Source organism: Natronorubrum bangense, from assembly GCF_004799645.1.
GTDB lineage: Archaea > Halobacteriota > Halobacteria > Halobacteriales > Natrialbaceae > Natronorubrum > Natronorubrum bangense.
The window spans coordinates 2,252,603-2,266,238 of sequence record NZ_CP031305.1 but is presented as its reverse complement, the minus strand read 5'-3'; the positions used below and the strand labels follow the sequence as shown (position 1 = coordinate 2,266,238).

Genomic DNA, 13,636 nt, shown 5'->3' with positions numbered 1-13,636 from the left:
CTGACGAGTCGGTGCTTACACCGCTTGCGCCCCTTCTCCGGACCGACGATGACCGAACTCACTATCCCGCCGGACGCCGACGAAAATCGCGCCGCGGAACTCGTCCGTCAACACGTGACGACGGGCGATACCGTCGAAATTTGGGACCGCGAACGGACCGACGGCGACGACCCGAACCATACCGGCACGGTGACCGATATCACACCGGGGTATCTGGAACTCGACGGCCACTCACCCACTGACAGCAGCGTTCGATACGACGAGATCGATACGGTAATTCGCGTCGAGTCTAGCTGATCGAAACCCACTCACGTTTCTCGTCGCTCGCTTCGATTGCCTCGAGCACGCGCTGGGCAGCGAGACCATCCGCGAAGCTGGGTTCGAACGTATCACCAGCTCCGGCGGTTTCACCGCCTTCGTTTCGAGGCGTCTCCGACGACTCGCTTGCCACTGCGCTGAGGAACTCGTAGTTCTCGTGGACGAAGGTGTGTTCCCAGCCCAAGACGTGTCCCGGCGGCCACCAGTGGTCGACGTACGGATCGCTCTCGTCGGTGACCAGCACCGTCTCGTAGCCGCGATTCTCGTCGGCCCGCAGTACCTCGAGTTCGTTCAGTCGCTCGAGGGAGAATCGCAGGCTGCCTTTCGAGCCGTGGATCTCGATCGTGTGGTCGTTTTTATGCCCCGTCGCGAACCGAGAGGCTTCGAGAGTCCCCATCGCGCCGTTTTCGAACTCGACCTGCGCGGAGTAGGCGTCGTCGACGGTCACGGATCGCATCTCATCACTTCCGTCCACAGGTCGCTCACCGACGAACGTCTGGAGGTGGCCGCTGACGCGTTCCATCTCGCCGGCGAGGTCGTCGTCGCCGACGAGAAAGCGAAGCAGATCGACCGTGTGCGCACCGAGGTCGCCCAGGGCACCCGACCCTGCCATCTCCGCGTCGTTTCGCCACGACCACGGGGCCTCGGGATCGACCAGCCAGTCCTGGAGGTATCGCCCGCGTACGTGGTGAATTTCGCCAAGTTCGCCGGCCTCGAGCAGCCCCTTTGCGTGCTGGATCGCGGGGACGAAGCGGTAGTTGAACGCGGTACCGTTGGGAACGCCAGCCTCGGCGGCGGCGTCGGCCATTCGTTCGGCCTCGGCAAGCGTCGGCGCGAGGGGTTTCTCACAGAAGACCGGCGTTCCGGCCTCGAGGGCAGCGATCGAGGGCTCTGCGTGGACGTGGTTCGGCCCGAGATTGTAGAAGACGTCGACGTCGTCGACGACGGCTTCCCAGTCGGTCGCGATCGACTCGAATCCGAGCTGGTCCGCTGCGTCCGAAAGGGCGTCTTCGTCGCGGCCGACGAGCACGCTGCGCTCGACGTCCGGCGCGTCCGGGAAGAACATCGAGAGCCGCGAGAGGGCGTTTGCGTGGGCTTTCCCCATAAACCGATAGCCGAGTACACCGACTTCGAGCGTCATGCATACTCATTCACAATAGGTGTAGTTAGTGCTTTTCGTCACGAGTGACAGTCTCACGATCCGTGATGAATCGACTCGAGAGACGGTTGTCGTTTTTCTTCGTTCTGTTTCAAGACAAGTCCAGTGGTCAGGGAACACAACCGATAGCTCTCTGTCTGACTCGAGATGTCTTCGGAGCCCACGGGACCACCTCGTACAATGCTGTAGAAATACTGCTGGAAAACGTGTCCGCAGCTGCTCCTGTACGGCCATATATCACTCATATAAGATGTTAAATACAAACGACGGACAGCGATCACCGTGAGACGACGGACACTGTTACACGGCGTCGGTACAGGAGCGGCTGGCATCGGACTACTCTCCAGCCCTGGTATGGCATCACAGGCTCGAGCCGAGCAGACAGCTGAGAACAGCAAGTCGACGACGATCGAGGGAACCGTCGTCGTCGCAGCGAACCCCGGCAACGGGAACGCGGCAGTGAGAGACAATCCGGGTCGGGCGGCTGACGTCCTCGAGAAGCGACCAGCGAGAGGGAACGCAGCCGCCACATCGGTTCCGGGCACGAGCGTCGACGGTGCGGTTGTGCGGGCGCTGGCCGACGATGGGACTGTGCTCGATACCGAAGAGACGGATGGCGGTGCGTTTTCGCTCGAGGTTTGTGGTGTCTCCCCGACGGACGTGCGCGTAGTGTGTGTCCTCAACGGCGAGTTCGAACTCGACGGACAACGTCTGTACGCGGCCGCCGAACGGTTGGTCAGCGACTCACGAACGGACGTGAACTTTACGTTCACGGACGCCGAGATCGAGGCCACCGTCGACGTCGACGGCGAGGACGTCGCGGTCGCCTACGGGATCGCGGAGGACGCACAGACCGACGGCGACCACGTCGGGACTGTCGAACAACTCCAGGCGATCGAAACCGCAGCGGGCATCCCACTCGACGGCACGTATCGCCTCGTTGCCGATATCGACGCGAGTGTGACTCGCGTGTGGAACGACGGTTCGGGATTCGAGCCGATCGGCACGGATGGCGAACTTGGCGGCGTCGACAAGGACGGCGCTCCGAACGAGCCGATCGTCGACGACGAACCGTTTACCGGGACGCTCGACGGCGACGGCTACGAGATCTACGGACTCTGTATCGACCGCGAGCGGAACCAGGTCGGGCTGTTCGGCGCGACGAACACTGCCCACGTGTCGGGCGTCGAACTCCGCGACGTCGATATCACCGGACTGACCGACACCGGCGCGTTGATCGGCAAGATGTTTGCCGGCACCGTCGATGGATGTTCGGCGATCGGTGGTGACGTCATCAACGACGGCGCAGTCCTTCTGGAACGCCGCGACGAAATCGAGTTCGACGCGTTCGTCGGCGGCCTCATCGGCGAGGTCGACGGCGGCGTCGAGGACGGGGTCGACGAATCGGATGTCGCGCTCGTCATCGGCTGTGAGGCGGACGTCTTCGTCGAGGAAGGAGAAGAGCCGGCGGCCGAACCCAACGACGCTGTCGGGCAGGCCGGCGGGCTCATCGGCCAGATGCGAAACGGCGCACGCCTCGAGGACTCCGTCGCCCGCGGGGACGTCCTCGGTTTCACCAACGATATCGGGGGACTTGTCGGAGAGGTTGATGCCTCCTTCGACAACGGCACCGCGGTCGTGGACTGTGAAGCGTTCGGCGACGTGCGGGCGTCGGCGGACTCGGTGGGACTGATCGGCGAGTACGGCGGACTGGTCGGCGAGAACGACGACAACGGCATCATCAAGCGGTGTGCAGCCCACGGGGATGTGGACGCCTCGGACGCCCCCAACGGGAGCGAGGAGATCGGCGGCCTCGTCGGCCAGCACAACGCAGGTGGCGTGATCGAGGACTCCGTCGCGACCGGCGACGTCAGCGGGGACGAAGAGGTCGGCGGCCTCGTCGGCGAAAACGACGACGGAGACGAAGTCGGCGGGCTGATCGCCCGATCGCACGCGACGGGTACCGTTACCGGTCACGTAAAACAGATCGGCGGATTGGTCGGGACAAACGACGAGAACGCCACCGTCGAGGACTCGTTTGCTACTGGCGACGTCATCGGGGTCGAGGAGGTCGGCGGCCTCGTCGGCGAGAACGACGACGACGGCGAAATCGTACGATCGTTCGCCGCGGGAAGCGTCGACGGCAAGGAGCAGGTTGGCGGCCTCGTCGGTGAGAACAACGACGGAGCGACGATCGACCAGTCGTACTCCATCGCCGACGTTTGTGGTGACGCCGAGGTCGGTGGCCTCGTCGGCGAGAACGAATCCGGCAGCGAAATCACCGAGTCCTACGCGGCTGGTCCGGTCGACGGTGCCGTCGATGTCGGCGGTGCTATCGGCGTGAACGATGGCGCTGTAGACGAGGTTTACTGGGACGTGACCGCAACGGGACAGACCCAGAGCGCCGGATCACCGGGCGACAACGGACTCGACACCGAACGAATGCAGGGCGACGATCTGGACGAGGCGCTGGTGGCCGCGTTCGACTTCGACGGCACGTGGGACCGCGTCAGCGGAACCGATGCGGACGTGACTCGTGACGGCTACCCGATCCTCCAAGAGATCGAGCGCGAGGCGCAACTCGAGAGCCAGGCGATCCTCGGGCAATGACGCCTGTCCGTTGCTAAAGCGAGGTTCGGATCCTACCACCGATCGCTGGCGAGTGAGGACCGAACGGAGCAGCGGGGCCGACGGTCGAAACGGTTACTCGGCCCAGTAGGCCTCGCCGGGCTGTTCGCGAAAGACCGCGCGCTCGAGGAGGTTGACTGCCTTCTCGAGGCCTTCCCGCGAACTGGTCAGCGAGTCCTCGTGTTCGATGCTCAGCGCGCCGTCGTAACCGACCATCCGCAGCGTCGAAACGACGTCTTTCCAGTGTTCTTCGCCGTGGCCGTAGCCGACCGAACGGAACAGCCACGACCGGTTGGGCTCGTCGTCGTAGTCAGTCGTGTCGAGAACGCCTTTCTCCCGGGCCTGCTCCTCGTAGATCCGCGTGTCCTTGGCGTGGAAGTGGTGGATCGCGTCGTCGAGATAGCGGATCGCATCGGTGATCGAAATCCCCTGCCAGTACAGGTGTGAGGGGTCGAAGTTCGCACCGACGCGTTCGTTCGTCGCCTCGCGCAGGCGAGCCATCCCGTGGGGTTCATAGACGAGCATGTTGGGGTGCATCTCGAGCGCGAGGTCGACGCCGTGGTCGTCGGCGAACGCCGCGAGGTCGGCCCAGTACTCGATCGCAACGTCCCACTGGTACTCGTGGGCGTCGGCATGTTCGCTCGGCCACGGGGCGGTGATCCAGTTCGGCACCTCGTCGTCGGGGCCGCCGGCCGGCAGGCCCGAGAAGCAGGTGACGGTGTCGACGCCGAACTGGTCGGCGAGACGGATCGCTTCGCGCAGTTCCGTATCCGCGGTTTCGGCCTGCTCGTCGTCCGGATGCAGCGGGTTGTTGTGGGTCGCAAGTGCGCTTACGCGCATATCGTACTCGTCGAGGAGGTCGTGCAGTTCTGCCTGGGCGTCCTCGTCGTCGAGGTAGTCTCGGCGGACGAGGTGGGCGTCGCCAGGGTAGCCGCCGACGCCGGGTTCGATTGCGTCGACGCCGATCTCAGAAAGGTAGTCGAGGGCTCCCTCGAGCGATTCATCTGCCAGTGGTGGGGTGTGAACGCCGATATCCATACAGAGGCATTGAAGCGCTTTCTCCGTATAAATTCATCGGATTTGATATTGGAATTAAATTCCAGACATGCCTCTACATGCCGATTTCGTTCTCTTCCAGAGCGAACGCGCTGGTCCGGACCACGCCGAATGCGTGCGTGTGTCCGGCGTCCGGTGTTAGTGAGCCCGTGGGGGCTCTTTCACCGCGACCGTCTGCCCGTCCTCGCTCGAGCGATAGATGGCGTCGACGATCTGCTGTACGGTCAGCGCTTGCTCGACGCCGCCACCGACGGTTCGCCCGGCGTCGATTGCCTCGAAGAACGCCCGCTGTTCGTCCGCGTGTGGATCGTTCTCCGCCGGTTCGATCGTCGTATCGACGAAGTGATCAGCGCCGTCGGAACTCGCCGAGTGGATCGTGAGTTCGTTCTCGAGCAGGTCGAATCGGGCCGCGGCCTCCGTTCCTCGGACGACGAAGTCGTGGGTCGGCGGCCGATTCGTGGCCCATGCAACCTCGAGTGAGATCGTTCGGTTGTCCGCACAGCGGATGAAGCCGCTGGCAGAGTCGTCGACGTCGAACGCGTCAGGACCGCTGTCGTCGCCCCACATCTCGAGATACGTATACTCCTCGCGGGAGCCGAACTCCGATCGGGTGACACCCGAGACTTCCTCGACGGTCGGTTCACCGAGTAAGTACAGCGCGAGGTCGATGGCGTGGACGCCGAGGTCGATGAGCGCGCCGCCGCCGGAGATCTCGCGCCGGGTGAACCACGAGCCGCGGCCGGGGATGCCACGCCGGCGGACGTAGTTGGCCTCGACGTGGGTGATCTCGCCGAGTTGGCCGCTGTCGATTCGCTCTTTGAGGAGCCGAACCGTGTTTCGGAACCGGTTGTTGAAGCCGATCATGCACGTTCCGTCAGTCGTTTCAGCCGCCGCGGCGATCCGTTCGGCGCTCTCGACCGAGTGTGCCAGTGGCTTCTCGAGGAGCGTATGGAGATCGCGCTCGAAGGCGTCGACGGCGTAGGCCTCGTGGAACTTGTTCGGGGTCGTGATCACGACGGCGTCGGCGACGTCGTAGAGGTCGTGATGATCGTCGTAGACATCGACGTCGTAGCGCTCGGCGAACCGGTCGCGGGCCTCGGCCGAGACGTCCATCCCGCCGACGATCGGAACACCGAGTTCCTCGAGGCGATCGGCGTGATACTGGCCGATGTTGCCGAGGCCAACGATGCCGGTTCGGACGGCTGGCGGCTCCGATGTCATCGCTCCTCCACTGGTTCGGTCGCGTCGGGGGCTCGCTGCGACCGGGCGTCGTCGCTGCGCTCAGTACAACTGCTCTTCTCGTTCCTGTCTCTCATTGTCGTGTTCCTGTTGTCGGCTGCGTTCGGTTCTTGCGCGTCGATACTGCAGCAGTACGGGGATGATCTTGTTTTTGACGTCGAGTGCGAACGAGACGATCCCGTAGATCCAGAAGAAAAACAGGACCGTCAGCCCGCCGTAGTAGATGAGCGCGACGACCTCACTCATGTTGGCCTCCCGATTCGGCCTCCGGAGCGACGCCCGACGAGCCCGCCGCTGGCGACTGTTGGGCTGAAAGCGCAGCGATTCCGTGCGTGATCGCCGTTCCCGAGGCTGTCTCGAACAGGTGAATCTTCGATCGATCGAGAACGACCGACACGGATTCGTCTGCCTCGATCTCCGTGTCCGGATCGACGCTCATCAGGAGCTGGTTCGACGCGGTCGAGGCCTCGTCGCTGGTCATCATCTCGCTGCTCGCGCCGTCGAGCGAGAGGTAAATGAAGATCTCATCACCCATCGGCTCGAGGACGTCCGTTCGCGCCTCGATCGTCTCGGACGTGCTCGTCGCCGAGTCGGCCTCGCGCTCGAGGTAGATGTCCTCCGGCCGAACGCCCATCGTGACGTCATCTGCAGCCGTGTCGAGATCGGTCGGATCGAACTCGAGGTCGAAGTGGTCGGTCGTGAGTCCGTCGCCGGTCAGCTCGCCCTCGACGAAGTTCATCGACGGCGAACCGATGAAACCGGCGACGAACCGGTTTGCGGGCTCGTTGTAACAGACCAGCGGCGGATCGATCTGTTGGAGTTCGCCGGCGTTGATGACCGCGATCCGATCGGACATCGTCATCGCCTCGGCCTGGTCGTGAGTGACGTAGATGATCGTCGTATCCAGCTGTTTGTGGAGTCGCTGGAGTTCGGTGCGCATGTGGACGCGCAGCTTCGCGTCCAGATTGGCGAGGGGTTCGTCCATCAGGAAGACGTCGGGTTTGCGGACGATCGCGCGTGCGATCGCAACACGCTGTTGTTGGCCGCCCGAAAGCTCGTTTGGCTCCCGATCTAACATTCCCTCGAGCTGGACAACATCGGAGGCCTCCTGGACACGACGATCGATCTCGTCTTTGTCGAACTTCCGCAGTCGGAGGCCAAAGGAGATGTTGTCGTAGACGTCCATGTGGGGAAACAGGGCGATGTTCTGGAAGACCATCGAGACCCCACGGTCTTTCGGCGGCAGAGTGGTGACGTCTGTCTCACCGATCGTTACCGTTCCCTCCGTCGGTTTCGTCAGCCCGGCGATTGTCTCCATCGTCGTCGACTTGCCACAGCCGGAGGGGCCGACGAGACAGACGAACTCGCCGTCCCGAATCTCGAGGTTCATCTCGTTGACGGCGATGATATCTTCGTAGCGTTTCGTTACGTCGTCTAAGTGTACTCGTGCCATGATTACTCTTTGAGTGCGCCCTCGGTCAGTCCGCTCACGATCTTTTCCTGTGCGACCACGACGATGATCAGCATGGGCAACACGCCGACGATGCTGGCGGCTGCCATCAGGTTGAAGTCCGTCGTATACTGGGTCTGGTAGCTCAAGATCCCGCCCACCAGTGGCGACCACTGGTCGGGCTGGTTGTTCAGCGCCATAATCGAGCTGAAGAAGTACTCGTTGTAGACGGCGATGAACGTCAACACGGCCGCCGTGGCGACACCGGGTGCCGAAAGCGGCATGATCACGCGAAACAGCGCGCCCAGTCTGGTCGTTCCCTCGACGCGTGCCGCATCCTCGAGCCCGTCTGGGATCTGTGCGTAGAACGTGGTGAGGATGAAAATCGACAGCGGCAGGAACAACGCGCTAAAGGGCATGATCATCGACCCCGGCGTGTTGACGAGCCGTGGCGGTTCGAACAGTTCGATCCCGAGGAACGGAACGACGACTGCGTTCCCGAGGAACGCATCGAACAGCGGGATCAGGAACGCCGCTGGCGGGAAGTACGACACTGCCAGGATGGCGAGCATCATCAGGCCGCGGCCGGGGAACTCGAGGCGGCCGAAGACGTAGCCGGCGAGACTCGCGAGGAGCAAGACGATGATCGTCGTTGCTGTCGCGAGCACGAAGCTGTTGAACACGTAGAGGTGGAACGGCACCTGTTGGAACACCTCGACGAACGCGTGGACGTTGAACCCCTGTGGCGTCGGGAACGGGACCTCGCCAAGCAGCGGGATCGAGACGTTCCAATCCGCCTGTCGAACGCTGGGTGTCAGTGCCAACACTAACAGCCAGTAGAACGGGAACAGCGTCGTGACGAGGAAAAACGCCGCTGCAACGTAGAACAGCGCTTTGTACAGTCGGTTGCGCTTTTCCTGATCGTTGACGACGCCGTGAGTCCACCGCTCGAGTGGCCCCATCTCGTCGTCGGCTGTTTGAGCGGAGTCGGATGCGGCCCCCATTTCAGAGCCCCTCCTTGTACTGCTGGTAGATGACGCCCATCACGGCGATCGCGATGAGGCCGGCCGTGACGAACGCGACGGCGGCCGCGAGGCCGCGGTTTGTGTCGAACGTCGCGACGACCATACACGACAGCGACGGGACGGTCGTACAGCCCGACACCGAGTCGATGAGGCCGTAGATCCGCATCGCGTCGATGGTTCGGAACAACACTGCGATCCCGAGGGCGGGCAACACCAGCGGGAATGTAATCAGTTTGAACTGTTGCCATTTGGTCGCACCGGCGACTTTCGCCACGTCGTAGAGGCTTCGGTCGATGCTCTGGAGGCCGGCGAGGATGAGCAACGCCATGAACGCCGTCGTCTTCCAGATGTCCGCGACCGTGATTATCAACAGCGAGCTGAACGGATCGTTGAGCGTATTCGTTGGCGCGACGATGCCCCAGTTCGACAGCGGTTCCGTCAGGAACCCGGCCGACGGGTGGAACATCAGATAGAAGATCATCCCCTGGATGACGATCGGGATCGCCCACGGGATGATGATCGCGGCGCGGACCCAGCGCCGACCGCGGAAGTCCTGGTCGAGGACCAGCGCCTGTCCGAAGCCGATGATCGTTTCGAAGAAGACACTCACGACGGTGAAGATCAGCGTCACCGCGAGTGCGCTTCGAAGCAGTCCCTCGACGTGGACGAACGGGAAGCTCCCGCTCGTGCTCACGCCGGGTAAGAACGTCGTCGAGCCGGGGAGTCGTGGACTCGCCCCGCCAGTGAACAGTTGGACGTAGTTCTCGAGGCCGACAAACACCGGGTCGTCCGAGAGCACGTTCTGATACAGCGACAGCTCGAACGTCCGCAAGAGCGGATAGAGCGCGACCGTCCCCAGCAGGAGCATTACCGGTGTCAACAGCAGGTAGGCGAACCCGGTCTCGCCAAGGTTCTCCATCCAGCGCGTGATCGTGACGATCGGTCCCGATCGATTCGATTGTCGAGTGGGGCCGGCCGTCCGGTCTTCGGTGCCCATCCTTACTCTTCCGTGTCTTCGAGTCCGTTCTGGAGATCAGCCGCTGCGTCCTCGGGGCTTTTATCCCCGGCAACGGCGAGGTTGACCTCCTCGGCGATAAGACTGGCCTGGTTTGGCCACACCGTCGTCACGGGGCGGGGCATCGCGTTCTCTCCGGCGACTCGAAGCGTGTCCATATAGTGTCCCATCGGGTCGACCGATTCGGCCGCCTCGGTTTCAAACAGGTGTGGCTTCGGTGGAACCCAGCCCCAGAGCTCGAGCATACCGAGGTTGAACTCGTCGGTCATCGTCGCGCGAAGCACCTCGAGTGCCTCCTCTTTGTTCTGGGAGTTGGGGTTGAGGACGATGTGCCAGCCGCCAAGTGCGGACGTCGACCCACCCGTTCCGGGCTGGGTGGCCTCGTCTTCGGTTACGGCGTAGGGCATCGGCATCGCGCCGTATTCGTCGACTGTGAGGTCGTCACCCTCGTCGCTCGAGAGGTTTTGATTGATCGCGTATGGCCAGTTGCGCTGCATGACCGCCTCGCCCGCGAGGATCGCTTCACGAGCGTCTTCTTCCTGCCACGAGGTGATATCCGAGGTGGCGAGGCCGAGCGGGTACTCGTCCTCGAGGGTGTACTCGTCGGCTTCGTCGGCGACGAACGTCCGCATCATCTGCAGTCCCTCGATGAACTCGGGTTCGTCGACGGTCACGTCGCGCTCGCCGACCGGACCAAAGAGGTTGTCGAAGCCGCCGAAGTACGCGCCGCCGAACGAGGACATGACTTCGTTCCACGTACAGCAAGCGGTCCCCTCATACTGGTCCCACTGGGTTGCGAGCCCGTACTCCGCGTCGGAAGCCTCGACGATCTCTTCGGTGATCTCGGCCCACTCCTGCCAGGTCATCGGCTCCGTAGCCCACTCCTCGAAGTCATCGTCGTCGTAGCCGGCCTCCCGGGCGTAGTCCTTGCGGTACTGCATCGTCGGGTAATCCGGGAAGATCGGAACGCCGTAGAGGTCGCCCGTCTCCGGATCGCGGGCCGTCTCGGTAAAGGACTCGAAGTACTCGTCTTCGACGAGCGAGAGGTCCTCGTCGTCGAGTTCCTCGCTCAGATTGGCGATGTGGCCGCGCTGGATGAAGACGTTCACCCAGCCGTTGTCCATCAGGAACAGGTCCGGTTGTGTCTCCTCGGCCTGTAACAGGTTCGTGTACGAATCCCGTCGGTCACCCGTGTCCTCGTCGCCGGGTTGCAACTGGATGTCGATTCCGTCGGCCCCGTTCTCCTCGAGGAGTTCGATGATACCGTCACCGACTTCATCCTCGGCGTTCGGATCGATCCCCCAGACGACGGCGTCTTCCGACGACGCATCACCGTAGATACAGCCCGCGAGGCCGACTGCGGCCCCGCCTGCGCCCGCTGCCTTGACGAACGTCCGCCGTGAGACGCTCGAGTCGACTTTCTCATTCCCCTGTGAGTATCTATCACTCATAGGAAAGAATATGACAGTCTCTGCTATTTATAATTACTGGTGAGGTACAACAGGTGTAGTTAACCAAACTGGTCGGAGAAAACGAGAGCGTAGGCTGTTCCAGAATTGGCTACACACCCTCTATACCGATAGCTCACCGTCAATTCGGTCTCGGTACAGCAATCGGAACGACGATTAGTCAGTCGATCGACTCGATCGTGATCCGTGTCGCCTCGAAATCCTCGATCATCGCACCCCAGCCACCGACAGTATACGTTCCGTCGTCGGTCGCAAGCGTCAACGAGGCTTCGCCTGCCAGCTGTGTGAGCGGCGTCTCACGCTCGTCGCTCGTCGAGACTCCAGCATAGGTGCTGTCCGTGATCGTCCCGTGCAGGGTCACCTCGTGGCCTGTATCCGTCTCGAAGCCGTGGACCGTCGCATCGACCTGCCGGCCGTCCTCGAGCAGCGGGACGACATCCCGGAGACACTGCCGGAGATCGACGTAGGTGATCGGCAACTCGTCGTCGCGTGCCGAGTAGATCGTCTCGTGGACCTCCCAGAGACAGGTCTGGAAGTACCAGTTGAAGACGTAGGCGTGGGTTCGATCATCGACGATGACGCCGTACTCGTTTGTCGACCCACCGTGCGGTGAGAAACACGTCCACGACCGGTCGATCAACGCCAGAAACGGCGACGGAATGTCTCGGTAGCGGGCCTCCGTACACGCCCGGGAAAGCTCGTCGGTCGACGGGAGCTCCGGCTCGGCCCCCGTCTGTGGGAACAGACAGACCTTCACGTCGACGCCGTTTTCGGTGGCCGTCGCGAGCGCATCCGAGAGGTCACGAAACTGCGACGGTGTCAGGCCGATCTGGACCTGGTTCGTCGCCGCCCGAATCAGCTCGTCGGCCTGCGCCAAGACGGTATCGAGTCGTTTGACAATACTGACCTTGTGATCCTCGAGATCCGGTCGACTCCAGCGATCTTCGATCTCCTCGGCTGCAGTCTCGAACCGATTGGCGCGCGAGCGGAGATCCGCGAGCACGTCCGCCGGATCGTGCGCTCGAGCGTGCAAGCTATCCTGTTCGTAGGTTTCGATGTAGCCGGCGTCCTCGAGGTCACGTAGGACGTCGTAGATACGCGGGTCGGGAACCGAACTGGCCTGTGCGATGTCGGTCGCCGAGGCAGAACCCAGTCCCAGCAGGGTTACGAACGCGTCGGCCTGATACGGCGAGAGGCCCGCATCCTCGAGTGTCTCGGTGAGTTCGTCACTGTCCATGAGAAACTCTCACCTGCAGTGGCGTTTGGAGACCGCTCGGCCGTCGGCAGGCTGACGAGTGACGCTGGCAGTCACTCAGCGTTGCTGGTCGGGTCACTATCGAACGCGTGTTCATCACTGGCTGAACCTTAGACCTGTTACAAAAAAAGGTACTGCTGGCGCTACACTCAAGACAGTGCACTCGGAACGCATGGCCCATGACCGATCTCTTCGATCGCCTTCGACGGCGAGCGTACACCGGCGAGAACCGATGCTGGCCGTGTACGATCGCCAACAGCGTCCTGCTGGCCGCTCTCGTCGGCACACTCACTCTCTTGGGACGACGGACCGTCGCCGGAGCAGTTGCCGTCGTCGGCACGGCAGCGATCGCCCTTCGTGGCTACGTCGTGCCGTACACGCCGCGATTCGCGCCGGCGCTCGTCGCCGCGCTCCCAATTGCTCCGTTCGATCACGGGCAGCCAGCCGCCGCCAGCGGGTCGCTGTCGGACTCGAGTGCCACAGCCGACGGGATGACCAGTGCAGCCGAACCAACCGGTGAAGACGTTCTCAGGACACTCCTCGAGGCCGGGGTTCTCGTCCCCGAGGGAGACGACATCCAGCTCGCAGACGACGTTCGCGACGACTGGCGACACGAGATGCGAACGCTTCGAGAGGACGAGATGGCCACGCTCGCACGGGTTGCCGACGAGCAAACCGAGTCGTCGACCGACGCCCGTGCAGGCCGTAACTGGGGCCAGCCGGTGCTCGTCCTCGAGCGCGAGGGACGTGCCCCCGTCACGCTTCGTCGCGGCGTCGCCATCGCCGAACTCGGCGCCGTGTGCGCGCTTAAGCCTCACGTCGATTCCGCCCCGGTTCGTCGCGCCGCCGGCCGACCGATGCGTTCGCTGCTCGAGCACTGCCCGTGCTGTGACGGTCCGTTGACCGTCACGCAGTCGAGTTGCTGTGGTGAAACGACGCCAGTCGGTCAGACGCCGTCGGAAAAGCTGGTCTGTCCCGCCTGTGACGAGCGGTTTTTTACGTTCGACGACGCGGAACGCTGA

General features: G+C 62.9%; 12 protein-coding genes. 3 read left to right on the top strand and 9 right to left on the bottom strand.

Annotation, left to right across the window (positions count from 1 at the left end):
• Positions 1-48 precede the first annotated feature (48 nt).
• A complete protein-coding gene (locus DV706_RS11290) occupies positions 49-297 on the top strand; it encodes a hypothetical protein (RefSeq protein ID WP_006067440.1) in 249 nt (82 codons plus the stop codon).
• Here DV706_RS11290 and DV706_RS11285 read toward each other — a convergent pair.
• Positions 290-1,459: a Gfo/Idh/MocA family protein gene (locus tag DV706_RS11285; protein ID WP_006067441.1), complete on the bottom strand. Its 1,170-nt coding sequence runs from the start codon at positions 1,457-1,459 to the stop codon at positions 290-292. The genes DV706_RS11290 and DV706_RS11285 overlap by 8 nt on opposite strands.
• Positions 1,460-1,831: 372 nt before the next feature.
• Here DV706_RS11285 and DV706_RS11280 point away from each other — a divergent pair, with 372 nt between their 5' ends.
• The gene (locus DV706_RS11280; protein WP_006067442.1) at positions 1,832-4,087 is read left to right on the top strand and encodes a GLUG motif-containing protein; all 2,256 of its coding nucleotides are present in this window, start codon (positions 1,832-1,834) and stop codon (positions 4,085-4,087) included.
• A 93-nt stretch (positions 4,088-4,180) separates the two neighbouring features.
• On the opposite strand, the gene DV706_RS11275 is transcribed toward DV706_RS11280, so the two are convergent.
• The 8 genes from DV706_RS11275 to DV706_RS11240 form a co-directional block, all read right to left on the bottom strand.
• A complete protein-coding gene (locus DV706_RS11275) occupies positions 4,181-5,143 on the bottom strand; it encodes a sugar phosphate isomerase/epimerase family protein (RefSeq protein ID WP_006067443.1) in 963 nt (320 codons plus the stop codon).
• Between the two features lie 156 nt (positions 5,144-5,299).
• Positions 5,300-6,382, bottom strand: coding sequence for a Gfo/Idh/MocA family protein (locus DV706_RS11270; RefSeq protein WP_006067444.1), 1,083 nt, complete (start codon positions 6,380-6,382; stop codon positions 5,300-5,302).
• 60 nt (positions 6,383-6,442) lie between these two features.
• Positions 6,443-6,646, bottom strand: a complete 204-nt coding sequence (locus DV706_RS11265) for a hypothetical protein (protein ID WP_006067445.1) — start codon at positions 6,644-6,646, stop codon at positions 6,443-6,445.
• The gene (locus DV706_RS11260; RefSeq protein ID WP_006067446.1) at positions 6,639-7,853 is read right to left on the bottom strand and encodes an ABC transporter ATP-binding protein; all 1,215 of its coding nucleotides are present in this window, start codon (positions 7,851-7,853) and stop codon (positions 6,639-6,641) included. Before DV706_RS11260 ends, DV706_RS11265 begins: the two co-directional genes overlap by 8 nt.
• A gap of 2 nt (positions 7,854-7,855) precedes the next feature.
• Positions 7,856-8,854, bottom strand: a complete 999-nt coding sequence (locus DV706_RS11255) for a carbohydrate ABC transporter permease (protein ID WP_006067447.1) — start codon at positions 8,852-8,854, stop codon at positions 7,856-7,858.
• A gap of 1 nt (position 8,855) precedes the next feature.
• On the bottom strand, positions 8,856-9,872 hold the full coding sequence (locus DV706_RS11250; RefSeq protein WP_006067448.1) for a carbohydrate ABC transporter permease: 1,017 nt from the start codon (positions 9,870-9,872) through the stop codon (positions 8,856-8,858).
• 2 nt (positions 9,873-9,874) lie between these two features.
• Positions 9,875-11,341, bottom strand: coding sequence for an extracellular solute-binding protein (locus DV706_RS11245; protein ID WP_006067449.1), 1,467 nt, complete (start codon positions 11,339-11,341; stop codon positions 9,875-9,877).
• Between the two features lie 178 nt (positions 11,342-11,519).
• On the bottom strand, positions 11,520-12,596 hold the full coding sequence (locus DV706_RS11240; RefSeq protein ID WP_006067450.1) for a TrmB family transcriptional regulator: 1,077 nt from the start codon (positions 12,594-12,596) through the stop codon (positions 11,520-11,522).
• Positions 12,597-12,793: 197 nt separating this feature from the next.
• On the opposite strand from DV706_RS11240, the gene DV706_RS11235 reads away from it, so the two are divergent.
• On the top strand, positions 12,794-13,636 hold the full coding sequence (locus DV706_RS11235; protein ID WP_006067451.1) for a hypothetical protein: 843 nt from the start codon (positions 12,794-12,796) through the stop codon (positions 13,634-13,636).